This is a genomic window from Testudinibacter sp. P80/BLE/0925, from assembly GCF_053570785.1.
This window is the reverse complement of the sequence record NZ_CM131636.1, coordinates 1,407,973-1,425,029: the sequence shown is the minus strand read 5'-3', so window position 1 is coordinate 1,425,029 and position 17,057 is coordinate 1,407,973. Positions and strand designations below refer to the sequence as shown.

Here is a 17,057-nt window from a genome sequence, read left to right as displayed (position 1 = left end):
CCTTTAAGCTGCTTTTAAGCTACGGCAGTGATTTATTGTTGGATAAAGGGCGTTAACCACTCTTCCAAATCGTATAATTCGGCAAAATCGCGTACCAAGTGCGGTACGGCGACCAATTTTACCCTGCTCTGCCGCGAATAATGATGAAGAATTTCACATATTAACACAAATCCGGCAGAATCCACCATTTGTAAACGATTTAGCTCGATATATAAGCATGACTCTGGCGAAGAAAAAGCGTTTTCGGCAAACAGCGAAGCACGCTGTTGCCAAAGCGGCAGCAACGTGCGACGGGTTAACTCGCCACTGAATTGCAGAGACCAACTGTTTTGCCGTTGACTGACATTCCATTCGAAATTCAAGCGGACACCTATTTTTCCAGCTTAATCGGAATAGCGGCACTTTTCTCGATCTGCGCGCTCAGGGCGTCGATCCCTTGTTGGCGCAAAATGTTGCTCCACTCATTTTTCTTGGTTTCGACCATGCTCACGCCCTCTGCCGCCATATCATATGCCTGCCATGCGCCGGTGCGGGTGTTTTTGCGCCATTTGAAATCCAGTTTAAGCGGCGCCGCACCGTTATTTTGGATCAGATTCACTCGGATACTGACGATATTCTGATCACCAATCGGTTTTTCTTGTTCAATTTGCACTTGCTGGTCATTATACATAGTCAACACTTGCGCATAAGACTGCTCGATAAAATTGGCAAACGCGCTAAAAAACTGATCGCGCTGCGCCGGGGTGGTGCTTTTAAAATATTGCCCCAACACCAACGAGCCGGCATAGTTGACATGCACATACGGCATTAATTCTTGTTTGACAATGGTGCGCATATAATTCGGATTTTGTTGAATTTTCGCCTGATTAGTCCTAATCGAGGCAAACAGTTTGTCCGAGGCCTGCTGCATTAATTGGTACGGATTATCCGCTGCCGCCGCCAATGTGCTGAAAAACAGGGTGAATAATACCGCACTTGCGGCGAACCATTTTTTAAACATCTTGTGTAGCATTGCTTTTCTCCTGTGCAAAATAATCAAAATTATTCTGCTTTTGTTTCCGTTGTATCGGAGGCAGTTTCTTTTTTATCTCCATACAGAAATTGCCCGATTAAATCTTCCAACACCATGGCTGAGGTCGTATCGTGAATCGTATCGCCGTTTTTCAGCATGGCAACCTCGCCGTCATCAAAACCGATGTTCAGTGCAATATATTGTTCCCCCAATAAACCGGAGGTTTTAATTGAAAGCGAGCTGGTTTCGGGAATTTTGTCGAATTCCTGATCGATACTCAAGCTAACTCTCGGCAAATAAGTTTGCGGATCCAAATCAATCGCCGTGACCCGTCCGATCACGACGCCACCGGTTTTCACCGCCGCCCGCACTTTAAGACCACCGATATTGTTAAAAGTTGCTTGTAAATTATAACTTTTATGATCACTAAAGCCCTGTACGTTGGTGACGCGCAAGCCCAAAAAGACCAGCGCCGCGATACCTAACAACAAAAATAATCCGACCCAAAATTCGTATTTAATGGTTTGACGCATTTTTCTTTCCTTACACGCCCGGCATTTCGCCAAGCAATTAATTACCGCCGAACATCATGGCGGTTAAAATAAAATCTAAAGCCAGCACGGTTAATGACGCGTGCACCACGGTTTTGGTGGTTGCGCGACTGATTCCTTCCGATGTCGGGCGGGCATCATAGCCGTTAAACAGGGCGATCCAAACCACCGCTATCGCAAATACCGCACTTTTGATCATGCCGTTTAAAATATCCGTTTTCCAGCTGACCGAATTTTGCATAACCGCCCAGAAACTGCCGCCGTCTACGCCTTTCCAATCCACGCCGACCAAGGCGCCGCCCCAAATGCCGACCGCAACAAAAATCACGGTTAAAATCGGCATGGAAATAATTCCCGCCCAGAAACGGGGGGAAATCACACGCCGCAGGGGATCAACCGCCATCATTTCCAAACTGGAAAGTTGCTCGGTCGCTTTCATTAAGCCGATTTCCGCAGTCAATGCCGACCCGGCACGCCCGGCGAATAAAAGTGCGGTCACCACCGGTCCGAGTTCGCGCAATAACGACAGCGCCACCAGCTGCCCCAAACTGCTTTCGGCGGCAAAACCGACCAGCACCACATAACCTTGCAATCCTAATACCATGCCGATAAATAAACCCGATAGCAAAATAATCAGCAGCGATTGCACACCTAAGACATACAACTGTTTCACCAACAGCGGAAAATATTTTTTCGGCTGCGGCACGCCGACTAACGCGCCGTACAACATAAACGCCGAACGCCCCAAGGCGCGAAACACGCTGATCACCCCAGCGCCCAGTTTTGAAATAGCAGCAATGATCATACAAATAACTCGTCTATATACGCTTTCGCCGGATAATGGAATTGCACCGGGCCGTCTTCATTACCCGCCAAAAACTGCACCACTCGCGGATCCCCGCTTTGGCGTAACTGCTGCGCCGTGCCTTCGGCAATCACGGTTTGGTCAGCGACAATATAAGCATAATCGGCAATGCTCAACACTTCCTGTACATCATGCGAGACCACGATTGACGTCAAACGCAGGGTTTTATTCAGGCGTTTAATCAGGCTGACGATCACGCCCATGCTGATCGGGTCTTGCCCGGTGAAAGGTTCGTCATACATCACCAAATCCGGATCCAACGCCACCGCTCTTGCCAATGCCACCCGGCGCGCCATGCCGCCTGACAGCTCCGACGGCATTAAATCCGCCGCACCGCGCAAACCGACGGCTTCCAGTTTTAACAATGCCAGCTGGCGAATCAGCGCCTCCGGCAGGTTGCTGTGCTCACGCAATGGAAATGCCACATTGTCAAAGGTTGAAATATCGGTGAATAATGCCCCCGACTGGAACAACATTCCCATTCTTTTACGTAATTGGTACAACTTTGTATTCGATAAGCGGGTGATATCGCTGCCGTCAAATAAAATTTCACCCGAATCAGGATAGAGTTGTCCGCCAATCAATTTTAATAAGGTGGTTTTCCCGATTCCGGACGGCCCCATAATCGCAGTAATTTTACCGCGTTCGACTTTCAGGTTTAGTCCCTGATAAATCGTTCTTGAGCCGCGTTTGAAGGTGAGATCTTTCACCTCCACCAAATATTTATTCATCTTTTTCCTTGCATTCTGCCTTATCCGCCACGATTTAGCGCTTACCACGCCCATCAACCAGCGGATGTCAATTGGGCGAATCTTGTATGAATTTAGGCATAATGTCAAATATTCGCTCAACTATTTGCCCCGGCGGAAAATAGATTAATTATAGGGAAGTTGCCTAAATGTCGCGAATTTATGCTAGAATTTCGCATTGTTTAATTCTTTTATACTCAACAGGAAAGCGGATGAATTTTCGTTGGAATAGTATTTTATTGCTGATTGCACTCGGCTTGCTCGCTTGGTATTACTCGCTCAATCAGCAAGACGAAACCACGCTAAGCACTCGAATTCAAACCAGTGACAATCCGGATTATGTCGCCAACCGTATGGAAACCACATTGTATTCCGTTGACGGGCGCAAGCAATATGTGGCTACCGCTGATCAAGTGGAATATTTTCAGCAAAGCGGCGATACGCTTTTTAAATCGCCGGTGGTCTATTTGTTTGAAACCGCAAAAAACAGCGATAATTTGGTCCGCAGTTGGAAACTCAGCGCCGATCAAGCAAAAATCAGCAAAGATAAGATGTTATATCTTGACGATAATGTCACTATTGAAAGTTTGTTGCCGGAAAGTAAAATCCATAGCCTGAAAACGTCAAGTGCGGTCGTCAATTTAACGACACAAGATATAACATCTGATACAATGGTCAGCGTTGTCGGTCAAAGTTTCACCACTACCGGGAAACGTTTAATCGGTAACCTTCGTCAACAGGTCGCCACATTAAAAGAGCAGGTACAAACCCATTATGAGATCCAAACTAATTAAATCATTGGCATTCGTCAGCGCAATGTTGCTCTCTTTCTCGGCTTCAGCCCTGAAAAGTGACACTCAGCAACCGATTAATATCACCTCGGACAATCAATCTCTGGATTTGGAAAACAATATTGTCACCTTTTCCGACAATGTGGTGATCACCCAAGGCTCGATTCTGATTAACGCAAACAAAGTGACGATTATCCGCCCTGCCGACAATTCCAGCGGCAAAGAAAAAATCGAAGCCACCGGCAATCCGGTGACTTTCCAACAACAGCTGGATAACGGCAAACCGATTAACGGGCATGCCGGCAAGGTCAATTATGATCTTGGCAGCCAATATCTGGTGCTGACCGGCAATGCGCAGCTGAAACAGTTAGACAGTCAAATTAATGCCGAAGTGATCACCTATGATGTGCAACAACAAAAAATGATTGCCAAAAACAAGGGTAAAGGCCGCGTAAAAACCATCCTGTACCCGTCACAATTACAACAAAAATAAACAGGTTAAGATTCTATGTCTATTCTTTCGGCACAAAATCTGGCAAAGTCCTACAAGGGGCGCCAAGTGGTGCGTAATGTCAGCCTGAACGTCAATTCCGGTGAAATTGTCGGCTTGCTCGGGCCGAACGGTGCCGGCAAAACCACCACTTTTTATATGGTGGTCGGGTTGGTTAAAAATGATCACGGTTCGATTAAAATTGATGATCAAGATATTACGCTGCTGCCAATGCACAACCGTGCCCAACAAGGGATCGGCTACTTGCCGCAGGAAGCCTCGATTTTCCGCCGTCTCAGCGTATATGATAATTTGATGGCGGTATTGGAGATCCGTAAAGATCTCACGCCGAAACAACGGCGCGAGCGGGCGGAAGAGTTGATCGATGAATTTCATATCGATCATATCCGCAATAATTTAGGACAATCTTTGTCCGGCGGGGAACGCCGTCGGGTCGAAATTGCACGCGCTTTGGCGGTCAATCCGAAATTTATTCTGTTGGATGAACCCTTTGCCGGGGTCGATCCGATTTCGGTGATTGATATTAAAAAAATTATTTTACATCTCAAAGATCGCGGCTTGGGCGTGCTGATTACCGACCATAATGTGCGCGAAACACTGGACGTATGCGAACGCGCCTATATCGTCAGTGCCGGCAACATGATTGCCACCGGTACGCCGAGAGAAATCTTGGAAAATGAAGATGTAAAACGGGTTTATTTAGGCGATCAATTCAAATTGTAAGCGCCCGTAGCCTAGAGACGTTGTATTATGAAATTAACTCATCTGCTCAGCTTGGACAATATTCGCCAAGGCGTGATGTCCTCGAGTAAAAAAAGAACGCTGGAAATCTTGAGTGAAATGGTGACGGCACAAACCGGCGGCGATAGTCAGGTTTGTTTTGAAGCCTTATGTGAGCGCGAAAAAGTCGGTTGTACCGCACTTGGCAACGGAATCGCCCTGCCGCATGCCAAACTGGGTGAAGGCGATAAACCGATTGCGGTATTTTTACAATTAGCCAATCCGATTGACTACAAAGCGGCGGATAACCGTGAAGTCGATCTGCTGTTCGCACTGTTTATTCCCGCGAATCTCTGCGGCAGCTGCAAAGCGTTGTTACCCGAAATCGCCAAAAAACTGAGTAACAAAACACTGGTTAAGCAGTTACGGGCGGCACACAGTAAAGAAGAGATTTGGGATATTTTTTCCAAATTGGATCTACATGAAGAGGACACGGCTTCAAGCGAGGCATAAGTATAGGATATTATTGTGAGAGGCAACATATGGAACTGATTATCATCAGCGGACGCTCAGGTTCAGGCAAATCCGTCGCATTGCGTGCGCTTGAGGACATCGGCTACTACTGTATCGACAATCTGCCGCTTGCCCTCTTTGACCAAGCAATCGAAATTTTAGCGCAAAAGCAAAGTGCGGTTGCGATCAGCCTCGATATTCGCAATTTGCCCGAATCCTCGATTCAATTCGAACAGGTATTACGCCAACTGGCGGACGATATTAAGCTCAAACTGATTTTTCTCGACTGCGAACCCGGTATCCTAATTCGCCGCTATAGCGACAGCCGGCGCTTACATCCGCTGTCAGTGAAAAATATGACGTTGGAATCCGCCATTGAATTAGAACGCGAATTATTGGAGCCTTTATTTCAACACGCGGATTTAGTATTGGATACCTCCGCTATTTCCACCCACGAATTGGCGGAAAAACTACGCCAATTTCTGCGCGGAAAATCCGACAAAGAGCTCAATATTGTTTTTGAATCTTTCGGCTTTAAATATGGCATTCCACTGGATGCGGATTATGTGTTTGACGTGCGTTTTTTGCCGAATCCGCATTGGGATCCGCAGTTACGCCCGCTGACCGGACTGGACGAACCGGTGATTGATTTCCTCAATCGCCACAATGAAGTACACAATTTTATTTATACCACCCGTAATTACATCGAAACTTGGTTGCCGTTATTGGAACAAAATAACCGCAGTTATCTCACTGTTGCCGTCGGCTGTACCGGCGGTAAACACCGTTCGGTGTATATTGCCCAACAATTGGGAGAATATTTCTTGGGGCGCGGCAAAAAAGTTCAGATTCAACACAGTTCGTTAAGCAAGCACAAACGCCAATAATTCCACGGACAGATCCTACGAATGTGTAGCTCAGTCGGATAGAGCAATCCCCTCCTAAGGGATAGGCCGGCGGTTCAAATCCGCCCACGTTCGCCAATAAAAACAATTAGTTGCAATAAAAGTAAAAACCAATTTATAAATTGACTACTAGCAACATTACCTGTTGATAATTTCCGGACTGCGCTCCTTGCTAAATTTTGTCGATAACTACAATGTGATCTAACTCACATTTTAGAATAAATCTGAAAATATCTATTGCATTATTGTGCGCACTATAATATTATATACACATAGACAGACGCCGCACTGTCATAATCCGATTAATCAGCGGCGGGAGATAAAAAATGGAAATGACAAAAGAAAGACAAAAATGGATCAGAAAAATTAAAGAGCAGGTAGCCGTTGTAGATGCTCTGGGTATCAAAAAATTAACTCTGTCCTTAACGGATAGAAGATATAACTATTTCATTGATAACAGCATAGAAATGGGAGTGGCGTTTTTTGACCCAAATTCAAATAATGATAAAGAATATTTTATCATGATACCAAACACATTAAATCGCGATAAAATGATAGAGGCCTTAAGACAGGCCGGGTTCTGGTGCGGTTATGATGCAACCACAATTGACATTGATTGGTCGGAATAGCAGGAGATCAAATCATGAAAAGAAACTGGTAATAACTTTACGTATCTGCGAGTTGATCATCTAATTTTTAGTTTTGGCGATGATGAAGCGGAAGTAAAAGAACATGATAAAACATACCAATATTGGCGGGATACAAACACGTTAAGAGTATGGGATCGAGACACGCTTGTTTTTGAAAACAAAAACGGGGTCGTTTGTAGCAACCCGGATGTATTGGCGGATAGTTATTGCTAATAGGAGATATATGGCAAACAGCAATACCGAACACAGCCGAGCATTACGCTCGGCTGCTGCAAAGAAATCAACAAAAGAAGCCCGAATAAGCGGGCGTTCAGCGTTTTATCAGGTTAGCGGACAAGCTACGCTTATTACAGCCCAAAAAGCATATTTGCAACAGATCCCGGGCAATAGTTATGCTGATAAAATCCAATTTTTAATCGACAAATATGAGAATGGAAATGCTAAAAATAGTTAATAACAAGACAGAAATAATCGAGACCGATTTTTGGGAGTCGGAATTTAATAGTCGGAATTTAGTTTATTTGTCGGCTAATGCCGGAGCATTGCGGTTATTATTACCGCAACGATTTAGTCAAACCTATTTGTCAGAAATACTAACCGGCAAAAAAGTAGTTATCGAAAAAAGTATGCAGATTATCGATCCGCTATATGCGGATATTGTGTTTGAGGACGGTTCGTCAAACCCGTTTGCGGTGACTTTTGAGCAGATGAAGCAGGCTGATAGAACATTAGAGCCGGGCAACACTAAGCTCATTGTGTACGCTGGCAGCTTAGATAATCGGCATGAATTTGCGTGTGAAATCAAAATCCACACAACGATAAAAAAATCAAACGCCAAATTTGACTATATCGATCACATTACAGTCAATACAGGTCACCGCAGAAAAAGCCCGCGAAGTGAAGTAGCAAAAGAAATCCTGCCAATGCTTAAGACTTGGATCAAAGATATGCTAGGCGGTATTGCACGCGGAATTAACGATCAATATCTTTGTAAAATCGGGAGGCACAACGCAAAAATGTGCGAGTTTTTGATCTGTCGAACAGACGAGATGATGGCTGAGCAAGAGATCGCAAAAGCAGTTTTGTGTACCCACAGCCGCGAAAAAGCTAAGGCGTGGAGAATGGCGGGCGGACACGGAACGCCGCCGGAAGTGCCTTTTTTAGCGGTAAAACTCAATAATAAAGCCCACGTCACAGCTGAGGAAACTAACTGGCTAGGTGACTTTGAGCGCTGTATAGCATGGGCTTATATTGACTATCACGCCGATAAAAATGACGAATAAATAAAGGGGGGTAACTTGGCAAACGCGAATACTGAGCATAGCCGAAACCTGCGAGCAAAAACGCACGCAGAATGGCAGAAAAAAATAACAGCAGATAATCGATTTGCGATAAAAAGCATTGATGCTGCTAAAATTAAAGCTATCAAAGATGGGCTTAAAACGATTGATGGATCTGATAATGCAACAAAGCTTGTTATGCTGATCGAATATTATCAAAAAACTAAAAATTTGTGATCTAAATCACACTTTCAATCAAAATCTGAAAATATCCATTGCATTATTGTGCGCACTATAATATTATATACACATAGACAGACGCCGCACTGTCAAACTTGATTAACAAGCGGCAGGAGAAATATCATGAGTAAAGAACTTTTCAGAGAGTATTTAACGGGCAGCGACGGCTGCGTTTCCATCATCCGTGTTGACGCGCGCACACGCGTTGAATCCAGCACTCACGGCAACGTAGAGGCTTTTAGTGGCTTCTACGGAGACCAGCCATTTAATTATGTGGCAGGCTGGGGGCTTTTTCTCCAATCTGAAACCAATACCATTTTCGATCAGGGCTACACATCAAAAACGTTCAAAACCTATGCGGAAGCCGAAGCATGGGTTGAGGCTTATTACAACTGGTAGTCGAGAAAAAGAGCAGTTTAGCTGCTCTTTCTTAATATTGAAAAGGGGGAAATATTATGTTTAGCATCTATAAAGAAGAAATTATAGACTTCAACGGTGAGATCGCAGGCGCAACATTCGATACTCACGGAATCTTTAAATATCTGTCAGAAGCGGGCTTCGACGTTTCTCAAACAGAAAGAGAACCGCATCTGGTAGATTATGATTTCGATATAGAAATCGCTATGATGATTACTGGCAAATATGCCGATGTTCACATTTTTCCCGGTAGTTCTGACATAGGTCTGAATATTAAAATTGAAAGCACCAAAATTACAGCCGATCGGCTGTACAAATGCACTGATCCCACCCCACGCATCGGAACACGTTTTAATAGCGTTCACGTTGACGACAGCGCTATTTTAAAGACGATTAATGATTATCTTTCAATAGCAAACAATCTCGATAATTTTTGTTATATCGGAAAAACTATCGAGGAATCAAAATTCTCACCGAAAAACGAAAAAGAATATTTTCCGTTCACTAGATCTGATTTCTCGTCAGCTCCGTTACTTGACAGGGAATTATTCTGGGATCTGGCTGATGAAAAGCTGGCAAACGAATATGAGCGCATTAATGGCAGATGGGTCATCATGTAATATCTGGGGTGGGATATGGCAAGTTGCAGAGATTTACGCGGATATCAGTATGAAAATGCTGACTTTATGATTAGATGCTTTTGGGACCGCTATCAAGGGTTTAACATTACGGAAAAAATGAATCTGATGTTCCTGCCAAGTTGGCAGTACAGCAGATCACAACCCGCGCCAAAAGATCCTGACACTATCGATATTTGGGATAGGGAGTGGCTGCAAGTAAGCGCCAAAGCTATGAATAAAAGCCAAATGCTGAAAATAGAATATTCGGAACTCTTAGATCGCTACCCGGGCGAATCAGCGCTAAGGGAGCATAGAGCAAGGGTTGATCTCGCTTACCGCCGAATGTTCAAACTAAACAAGCTGCAAGGACGGCGGGAATCATGCGAAGTGGCAGGTCAAATTCGGATAAGTTTTATTAAAAACTTCAATCCGTCAAAACTTGCTTTTCAGTGCGTACAAAACACTGAATTTTTACAAGATGCTTATTTTTGGCTTGGACTTACGATCAGAGATTTTCTATCGCTGAACGACAACTTGCAGGCACTGATTGATATTACGCAAAAAGCCAATGCGGCGAGACTATCCGACCCGGAGCAGTTCGAAATCCTTGTTGAACAGCGTAAGGAAACGCTGAAAAAATTTGGGCTAGAGAGTTACTGATTTGTGTTGAACTGGATCACATTTACACTATCTAAATTTGACTTTCGGCAACTAAATAAATAATATTGGCTCACACCCTTTCGGTGTGTCTTAGAAGACTATGAAGCGTGTCTTTTATCCGCCAAACAGGCGGCTTAGAATAATATTATTTTATTTATATATTCATCTGCCAAACAGGCAGTTTAGAAAAAATAATATTTGATATATCTATCATATAGATGTCAATTAACAGTTAGTCGCCACAACGGCGTAAAAACAAAATGCACTATTTTTATAGTGCATTTTTTCTTTAACACAATCGGTTTATGCTATGAGACAAGATAAAAAACATCCGACAATTCGACATCTTAAGCAGCTTTTAAATCGTTATCCAAAGCTAGCTGAGCAATCGGATTTAATCCGGCAGCTGCATAAAGAATCCGTCTGCTTTATACCGATGAATGCTTATCAGAGCATTTATCTGAATGAAACATCAAGCCTTCCTGAGATGCTGGCTTTAATGACTGACATCTCAAAGATGGGCGCATTGATCCCGTGGAGCTACTCAAAATTAATCTATCGATTTGACGATGAGGCAGCACTAGAGATAATGCAAACCGAAATGGATAGCATTATTCCTATTTCGGTCTTTTACAGGCTTCCGGCGTGGTCAATTTATGTGGAAACGCCGCCGATTGACTTTGAAAACGGTCAGAAAATCAATGGATTTTATGCACATCTTGATGCGGGCAATCCCGATAATCCGGGTTATGAAAGCGACGAGCTGCGTTTACTGCTAGATACTACCGGCGGGCTTGTGGCTCTTCCTTTGCCGCTAAAAGAAACAACGGTAAAAGGCTTAATTGATGGACTTATATCATCAGCAAAAGTCCAAGCAAGCAAGGTGCATATCTTTGACGACGTATCGCCAGATGATAACTGGTCATCTATTATGTTGACATACATCAAGCCGGTGCTGTCTTTGCTGATTTTTATTTGCACGCAAAATGATGAAGTCACAGAGCGCAAGCCGGTAAAACAAGCATATAAACGCAATGGATATGTGATTAATCCAGATCCAATAATTAACGATGTCGGAGTCAGGATAGGCAGCGCAATCAAGCTATCAAAACAACAAGCGGAAGCAAAAGAGCGTGAATATACATCTACAGGCAGACTTGCCCCGCGCCCTCACATCAGGCGCGCCCATTGGCACGGTTTTTGGTCTGGCAGTAAAAAAGACGATAAGCAAAAATTTAATCTTAAATGGCTACCGCCAATCCCTGTCGGTACAGATGATACAGATAAAATCACTCCGACAGCGCATAAAATTAAGAAATAAAGCCCTGCTCAGGGCTTTTCTTTATACTTAAGCCAGCTAAAAATTATCGGTAATCGATTGGCATCTGCAACCGCGAAAGCTCACGCATATAAGCCCCCCGACAATGTGCCTTTTGCCAAAAAAATACACCATCTATCAGTCGCATCATCAGCGCCCATTTGCGCTTATCTCGGCAGCGATACGCGCGGGCGCTTAGTGTTTCGTCCGCCCAGCCTGCGAACACTGCGTTAATGAGCTGGTCAATAGCAATTAAAACCTGCCGCCCCCAACGCCTACTCATTTGTCACCTCCGGCAGTTTGTAAACCGGGTTGATTTTTTCCACTTCTTCGCAGGTTTTTGCGGCTTTATTTATGTCCTCGTAGCCTTGGCGCAAACCTGCAACAACGGCTGTTAACAGTTCAAACTTAACCGTTTTTTCGTACGCCTTGGCTTTTAACGCGTCCGCTGGGATTCCGCGCGCGGCAGCGATTGCGTCTAGATTTGGCGTAAGTGCGGTTTTATCCGCGTGCCACGCTTTAGCCTCTTCGCCTTGTGTCTGCCATGTCTTGACCTCATAGTCCGGGACTTTATCAAGCCCGGCTACTTGGCTTACAAACGCTTGTGCTTTGGTGTTGATTTCTTGCAGTTTTTCGGCTTTTTTATCAGCTAATAGTGTTGAACGTTGGTTATCAGTGAGTATCCATTGTTCGCCGTCCCATGAATGATATTCACTGGGTTTATGCTCTTTAGTGTATTTAATTTCATTTCTATCAGATAAATAAAAATGTTTGTTTTCAATGAATGCAAATGGATCTTCGCTTTCGCTTTCGATTTCGAATTGGTAATAATTATCTAAATCTTCTGGTTCTGGGAAAAACTGAATAATTTCTATGTTTTCTTTTTTAAAAAAAATTTTCATTTTAGACATCCTTTAAATAGCTACAACTGATTTTATGTATGGTTTGCGCTCTCTCCACGCCCAATTATCAACGGGAGTCAATGTGAACGAATTGCCGTTAGTGCCTATTTTGATTAGCGAAGCGTGCGGTTTATCTGCATTTTCCCCGCCGGCGTCTAACTGACCGACATATGTATCATTTGCATTTCGAGTAGGAAATGACACCCAGAATTTAACGCCACCGAATGTTGCGTTTTTGATTTCGAGTAGCACATAGATTGTTGCATATTTATTAATATCGACATTAACAGATAATGCAGCTCGAGTATCACCACTCCAAATAGTTACTGACTGATTTTGATTGGGTTTATTTGTAATTTCCGCCCATGTCGGCCACCTTGTCGCTTGCACTGGTTTGCCAGTGACTTCACCCCACGCTGGCCATCTTGTTGCGGTTGCCGGTGCTCCGGTGACTTGCGACCAAGGGTGAGAGTGTGACGACGGGGCAAATGTTGCAGGCTTGCCGGTGACCTCACTCCATGCTGTAGCTGTAATATCAATCCATTCCGACCAGCCGCCGCTGGACGTCATGTTTCGCTTGTAAACTGATTTGCTATAATATGCGCTATAAATCTGCTGCACGCCATAAGCTGACGGGAGAACAAGCAATGACCCAGCTTCTTGTTTTGGGTATCCCCTCGCAGTAGTTGCCGGGGCATTTATTGGTTGCCCAAAAATGCCGTGGTGTTGTGGCTGTGTCAGTGTGTTTAAATCGGTGTTGCCAAGCTGTCTTGACAACAAAACAGGATCGTCACTAAGCGCAATCCAGCCCCCATTTTTAAACTGAAGATATTTATTTGCTGCCTCGTTATACCAGTATGCGTCACTATTACCAACACCAAATCGCGCGGTTTTACCGTTTGCTAAAATCCCTAGCGTCCCACCAACTTGCAGCTTATCCAACCCGTTATCGTTAGCCAGCATGATTGTAAAATTACCGGTCTTGCCAAACCCGCGAAGTGCACCGGAAAACTGATTATTTGAGTTATAAACCCCCGCCTCAATAAAACCATTTTTATCGTCTAAAATATCACTCCTGATGTGCGCTTTCGTGCGCCCGTCCTGCAATCCTGTTTCGCCCGCTCTAAAATAGATTTGACCGATTGTTTTCCGAGCAACATCTTTTGAGAGATCAACACTGTCATCAATAAATAAATAATGCGGTATATTGCCGGATTGATTACGCCGATTAACAACCCGACCATCAACAGTTAATGTTTTATTTTTGCCGATTTTAACGTCGCGTTGGATCTCTTGCGTCAACGCGTCCATCATCAGTGGCTCTTGCCAGTTTTGCCAAACGGGCGCAGCGGTCTCGCTAACTTGCCCGCCGAATCGCATAGCAAATCGACCGGCGTCATAAGCGTGTTGCACAAGCGATAATCCGGCAATCCATTTGCGCTTAATTGTGTGTAAAATCCCGGTGTAAGCTACTGACCCGCCACGAAAACCATTGATCATCGTACCGCCGATAGTCATCAATGCCGTTTTACCGTAAATTGCATTAAAATCGGTTGTCGTATAGCCCAGCTCCTCTTTTGAGTATTGTGCATCTGCAAAGCCATGGTCTTTCATGATGCCCGAAACTGTAGGCTTAGCAGCGTCCAACTCTATTTCGTGAGTATGCCCTGCTGCTGTTGTCGTGTTTTTTGTCTTAGTAGATATTTTTAACGGTGCTGTCGTTTTAAGTGTGTCAATGTCTGCTACCTTTTCCCACTTGCCCACATAAGCCACAGAATTAAAGTTGGTTGTATTTCCGTCAATAAGGCTAACAAAAATCGATTTAAAATTGTCGCTTGCTAAAATAGCACCTTTTGGATAACCGTTGATTTGTTTCGCAAAAGCTGTGTCAAATCGATAAAACCCACCCATGCTTTGATAAACAGCATGAGACGACAAATCACCCAGCACCCCATTCATATCTTTACCAGACGGTGCTTTACCACCCATTGCGATCGGCGTCATCGTAATACTGGGAAATCCATCTGCGTATGTTGCCGATTCTTGCGGAATGCTATCTGTTCTCGTGGCGGGGACATCGTTTTTCAGCCCTGTTTCCGCCCATGCCTTGCTTAGTAATTTTGGTTGCTTCATTCTTAGCTCCAATAAAAAAAGCCCGCAAAAAAGCGGGCTGTTGTGTTAATGCAAATATGACTTACTATCTATCACCAATATAAAAAGCACCCTCACCAAATGGCGCCATGTTTGCTTCTATAAATCCAAACGTTTTTGATATATCCGGCTCATAAAAATCAACTAATACTCCTGTTGGTTTTGGTAAAATATCGGTACTAATAATGACTGCCTTTTCTATTTGCGTTAAATTAAATTCAAATACATAGCGTGCCATCATTGTTCCGCTTTTAATAAAATATGTTCGCCCTCTTTTCTCAAAAAGAGCCGAAACCAGCTTGTTTATATTGGGTGCGGTTGCATAAATAATATTGCTTAATGCCTTGATAAAAATCATGCTTCTAAACATAGCATCATTCATTCTGTAAGATGTGTTTTCGGTATAAATCCCCAAATCGCTTGCAGCAAGTGATGAGCCGACAAATTGATTCCTTTTATTGATTAAGATATAACGCTCAATCCCAACAACTTTACCCCAAAAATCCAACCCAATGCCTTTTGCAGTATCAAGATTCCAAATAAGATTATAAAAAGAATCAATGTCTTTACTTGGATCAATGCAATCATCAATACCTTTTATCAAATTGCAAATAATTGGGCTGTTGGCATATTGACTTATTAGCGTATCACTAACATTTTTCATACCAATATCACCTCAATATTTGCATCGGCTATCGTGGGGTATTGATTTATTCCAATCTCCACCGAATCAGAGTAACTGCCCTTTGATTTTCCTACCTTAACGTCTAATAAATGACTGCCGGATAAATCATTAACAAGGAATGAAACATAGCTAATGGCGTAAATTATAGAACCAATCTTTGCTTTATTCTTTCCGTTAAAAGCAGTCTTTATTGATTCTTTTGCCATTGCTGAATACCCCTCTAATGCACCTGTTTTTAATTTCACCTGAAAATAAATAGGTAGCGGAGTTGGACGCATAAATTTTATTTCATACGTGGGCTTTGGCTCATGATAGGTGTCGTCTTTAATTGTTACTATGGTATTGCCGTTGTAATCACAGCCATTGCCTGAATATTTCCAAATAGCCTTAGCAATATCATTGTTATTTCCGCCAACAACAGCAACATAAACACTGTGAGGCGACAATTGATAGTTGCTTGCGCCGACCGTAACCGGTGTTGATTTATTGTTTTCAATTGCATAGCAGTCGGTTACCCCATCAAGCGAAGCGACATTAGAATAAACCGATGCAAGCGTACCATTTGAATTAATCGCCACACTTTTTTTATACCGTTCCGCAAAATCGGCTCTGCTTTCTGCTGCACTTCCGATCGTTGCGTCGCTTGGGTTATAAACTCTATCCAATCCAATGATATTTTGTTTAATTTCAGTAATAGTGTTGGCTTTTGCGCTATAAATCCCTTTCGCTGTCATTGCTCCGGTAACACGTCCGTTTGATAAAATTGAAATTTCATCATTTAACACCCATTCATTATTGAGCGTGTCTTTAACAATAAATCCTTCTGGAATTGTTGTTCCTGGCAAGCCAACAAAAATACATGATGCGGCTGAATTAATTTGACCTTTACGCTTAACAAAATAAATCTTGCCGATTGCATCTTGCATAATGCCGTCGGAATAATCAGGATCTAAATTATTTAACAGCCATGCAAGTTGATTATTTTTATCGTTAATGATTGCAGCAATTGAGGACGCTAATTGCCCCTGTGGTGTTTCAAGATTGAGATTTAAATTACCGCCGAATGCTGCATTAAAATCATTTAAAACACCGTCTAGCACCTCTTTTGCCGTCGGAATAATCAAACCCTGCGGGGTAAATTGAACTGCTGGTACGTTTGTTGTCATAATTGCACACTCAATATCTTGTTGTTCTTATCTGTTATAGTGATCTCGCCAATTAAGTTTCGATTATCACCACTCATTATTCGTGATTTCGCCGAAATAACACCCGGAACAGTTAAAGCCGCTTGTTCTAAGCGATATTGATAAAGCGCAAAAGATTGCTTTTTCCCTAACGTTTCATCGAAATACGGAATGCCCTTTTCAGTGTTGAAATAAAGCTCGCCTTTAAACAATTTAACCGCACTTCCAACGTCCTGCGCCTTTGCATACGGATCTCGCGCTAGTGCAATATTGCCATCACTATCTAGCATCAAATCCCATGATTCAGGATTTAAAAACAAGGTATTCATAATC

General features: G+C 43.4%; 23 protein-coding genes and 1 tRNA gene. 14 read left to right on the top strand and 10 right to left on the bottom strand.

Features of this window, described 5'->3' with window-relative positions:
• Positions 1 to 32 precede the first annotated feature (32 nt).
• Genes ACWA5Z_RS06930 through ACWA5Z_RS06910 form a run of 5 tightly spaced genes read right to left on the bottom strand, consistent with a single transcriptional unit; the run spans position 33 to position 3,159 of the window.
• Positions 33 to 362, bottom strand: coding sequence for an STAS domain-containing protein (locus ACWA5Z_RS06930; protein ID WP_431050889.1), 330 nt, complete (start codon positions 360 to 362; stop codon positions 33 to 35).
• An 8-nt stretch (positions 363 to 370) separates the two neighbouring features.
• Entirely contained in the window at positions 371 to 1,012 is a 642-nt protein-coding gene (mlaC, locus tag ACWA5Z_RS06925; RefSeq protein ID WP_431050887.1) for a phospholipid-binding protein MlaC, read from the bottom strand.
• Positions 1,013 to 1,041: 29 nt separating this feature from the next.
• The gene (gene mlaD / locus ACWA5Z_RS06920) at positions 1,042 to 1,545 is read right to left on the bottom strand and encodes an outer membrane lipid asymmetry maintenance protein MlaD (RefSeq protein ID WP_431050883.1); all 504 of its coding nucleotides are present in this window, start codon (positions 1,543 to 1,545) and stop codon (positions 1,042 to 1,044) included.
• A gap of 37 nt (positions 1,546 to 1,582) precedes the next feature.
• Complete coding sequence (gene mlaE, locus ACWA5Z_RS06915) at positions 1,583 to 2,368, bottom strand: lipid asymmetry maintenance ABC transporter permease subunit MlaE (protein ID WP_431050881.1); 786 nt, start codon at positions 2,366 to 2,368, stop codon at positions 1,583 to 1,585.
• Positions 2,365 to 3,159 carry an ATP-binding cassette domain-containing protein gene (locus tag ACWA5Z_RS06910; protein ID WP_431050879.1) on the bottom strand — a complete coding sequence of 265 codons (795 nt, stop codon included), beginning with the start codon at positions 3,157 to 3,159 and terminating at the stop codon, positions 2,365 to 2,367. The genes mlaE and ACWA5Z_RS06910 overlap by 4 nt, the downstream gene beginning before the upstream one ends.
• A gap of 230 nt (positions 3,160 to 3,389) precedes the next feature.
• Between ACWA5Z_RS06910 and lptC the strand changes: the two genes are divergently transcribed.
• The 14 genes from lptC (at position 3,390) to ACWA5Z_RS06840 (ending at position 11,805) form a co-directional block, all read left to right on the top strand.
• Positions 3,390 to 3,971 carry an LPS export ABC transporter periplasmic protein LptC gene (gene lptC / locus ACWA5Z_RS06905; RefSeq protein WP_431050877.1) on the top strand — a complete coding sequence of 194 codons (582 nt, stop codon included), beginning with the start codon at positions 3,390 to 3,392 and terminating at the stop codon, positions 3,969 to 3,971.
• Positions 3,952 to 4,461, top strand: coding sequence for a lipopolysaccharide transport periplasmic protein LptA (lptA, locus tag ACWA5Z_RS06900; RefSeq protein WP_431050875.1), 510 nt, complete (start codon positions 3,952 to 3,954; stop codon positions 4,459 to 4,461). Before lptC ends, lptA begins: the two co-directional genes overlap by 20 nt.
• A gap of 15 nt (positions 4,462 to 4,476) precedes the next feature.
• Positions 4,477 to 5,202 carry an LPS export ABC transporter ATP-binding protein gene (gene lptB, locus ACWA5Z_RS06895; protein ID WP_431050873.1) on the top strand — a complete coding sequence of 242 codons (726 nt, stop codon included), beginning with the start codon at positions 4,477 to 4,479 and terminating at the stop codon, positions 5,200 to 5,202.
• 27 nt (positions 5,203 to 5,229) lie between these two features.
• Entirely contained in the window at positions 5,230 to 5,712 is a 483-nt protein-coding gene (gene ptsN, locus ACWA5Z_RS06890) for a PTS IIA-like nitrogen regulatory protein PtsN (RefSeq protein WP_431050871.1), read from the top strand.
• Positions 5,713 to 5,741: 29 nt separating this feature from the next.
• Entirely contained in the window at positions 5,742 to 6,599 is an 858-nt protein-coding gene (gene rapZ, locus ACWA5Z_RS06885; RefSeq protein WP_431050869.1) for an RNase adapter RapZ, read from the top strand.
• Positions 6,600 to 6,618: 19 nt separating this feature from the next.
• Positions 6,619 to 6,695, top strand: a tRNA-Arg gene (locus ACWA5Z_RS06880).
• Between the two features lie 248 nt (positions 6,696 to 6,943).
• A complete protein-coding gene (locus ACWA5Z_RS06875; protein ID WP_449343179.1) occupies positions 6,944 to 7,246 on the top strand; it encodes a hypothetical protein in 303 nt (100 codons plus the stop codon).
• A gap of 244 nt (positions 7,247 to 7,490) precedes the next feature.
• Positions 7,491 to 7,721 (top strand): hypothetical protein, encoded by a 231-nt coding sequence (locus tag ACWA5Z_RS06870; RefSeq protein ID WP_449343178.1) that lies wholly within the window; start codon positions 7,491 to 7,493, stop codon positions 7,719 to 7,721.
• Positions 7,705 to 8,550, top strand: coding sequence for a hypothetical protein (locus tag ACWA5Z_RS06865; RefSeq protein WP_449343177.1), 846 nt, complete (start codon positions 7,705 to 7,707; stop codon positions 8,548 to 8,550). The genes ACWA5Z_RS06870 and ACWA5Z_RS06865 overlap by 17 nt, the downstream gene beginning before the upstream one ends.
• Positions 8,551 to 8,565: 15 nt before the next feature.
• Positions 8,566 to 8,784, top strand: coding sequence for a hypothetical protein (locus tag ACWA5Z_RS06860; protein ID WP_449343176.1), 219 nt, complete (start codon positions 8,566 to 8,568; stop codon positions 8,782 to 8,784).
• 126 nt (positions 8,785 to 8,910) lie between these two features.
• Positions 8,911 to 9,186 carry a hypothetical protein gene (locus ACWA5Z_RS06855; RefSeq protein ID WP_449343175.1) on the top strand — a complete coding sequence of 92 codons (276 nt, stop codon included), beginning with the start codon at positions 8,911 to 8,913 and terminating at the stop codon, positions 9,184 to 9,186.
• Positions 9,187 to 9,242: 56 nt separating this feature from the next.
• The gene (locus ACWA5Z_RS06850) at positions 9,243 to 9,824 is read left to right on the top strand and encodes a hypothetical protein (protein WP_449343174.1); all 582 of its coding nucleotides are present in this window, start codon (positions 9,243 to 9,245) and stop codon (positions 9,822 to 9,824) included.
• A 15-nt stretch (positions 9,825 to 9,839) separates the two neighbouring features.
• The gene (locus ACWA5Z_RS06845) at positions 9,840 to 10,484 is read left to right on the top strand and encodes a hypothetical protein (RefSeq protein ID WP_449343173.1); all 645 of its coding nucleotides are present in this window, start codon (positions 9,840 to 9,842) and stop codon (positions 10,482 to 10,484) included.
• A gap of 310 nt (positions 10,485 to 10,794) precedes the next feature.
• Positions 10,795 to 11,805, top strand: coding sequence for an AcrVA2 family anti-CRISPR protein (locus ACWA5Z_RS06840; RefSeq protein ID WP_449343172.1), 1,011 nt, complete (start codon positions 10,795 to 10,797; stop codon positions 11,803 to 11,805).
• Positions 11,806 to 12,077: 272 nt separating this feature from the next.
• Here ACWA5Z_RS06840 and ACWA5Z_RS06835 read toward each other — a convergent pair whose 3' ends face one another.
• The 5 genes from ACWA5Z_RS06835 to ACWA5Z_RS06815 form a co-directional block, all read right to left on the bottom strand.
• The gene (locus tag ACWA5Z_RS06835; RefSeq protein ID WP_449343171.1) at positions 12,078 to 12,704 is read right to left on the bottom strand and encodes a hypothetical protein; all 627 of its coding nucleotides are present in this window, start codon (positions 12,702 to 12,704) and stop codon (positions 12,078 to 12,080) included.
• Positions 12,705 to 12,716: 12 nt separating this feature from the next.
• A complete protein-coding gene (locus ACWA5Z_RS06830) occupies positions 12,717 to 14,837 on the bottom strand; it encodes a pyocin knob domain-containing protein (protein WP_449343170.1) in 2,121 nt (706 codons plus the stop codon).
• A gap of 64 nt (positions 14,838 to 14,901) precedes the next feature.
• Positions 14,902 to 15,519, bottom strand: coding sequence for a DUF2612 domain-containing protein (locus ACWA5Z_RS06825; protein ID WP_449343169.1), 618 nt, complete (start codon positions 15,517 to 15,519; stop codon positions 14,902 to 14,904).
• Positions 15,516 to 16,706: a baseplate J/gp47 family protein gene (locus ACWA5Z_RS06820; RefSeq protein ID WP_449343168.1), complete on the bottom strand. Its 1,191-nt coding sequence runs from the start codon at positions 16,704 to 16,706 to the stop codon at positions 15,516 to 15,518. The genes ACWA5Z_RS06825 and ACWA5Z_RS06820 overlap by 4 nt, the downstream gene beginning before the upstream one ends.
• Entirely contained in the window at positions 16,703 to 17,053 is a 351-nt protein-coding gene (locus ACWA5Z_RS06815; protein WP_449343167.1) for a hypothetical protein, read from the bottom strand. The genes ACWA5Z_RS06820 and ACWA5Z_RS06815 overlap by 4 nt, the downstream gene beginning before the upstream one ends.
• Positions 17,054 to 17,057: the final 4 nt, after the last annotated feature.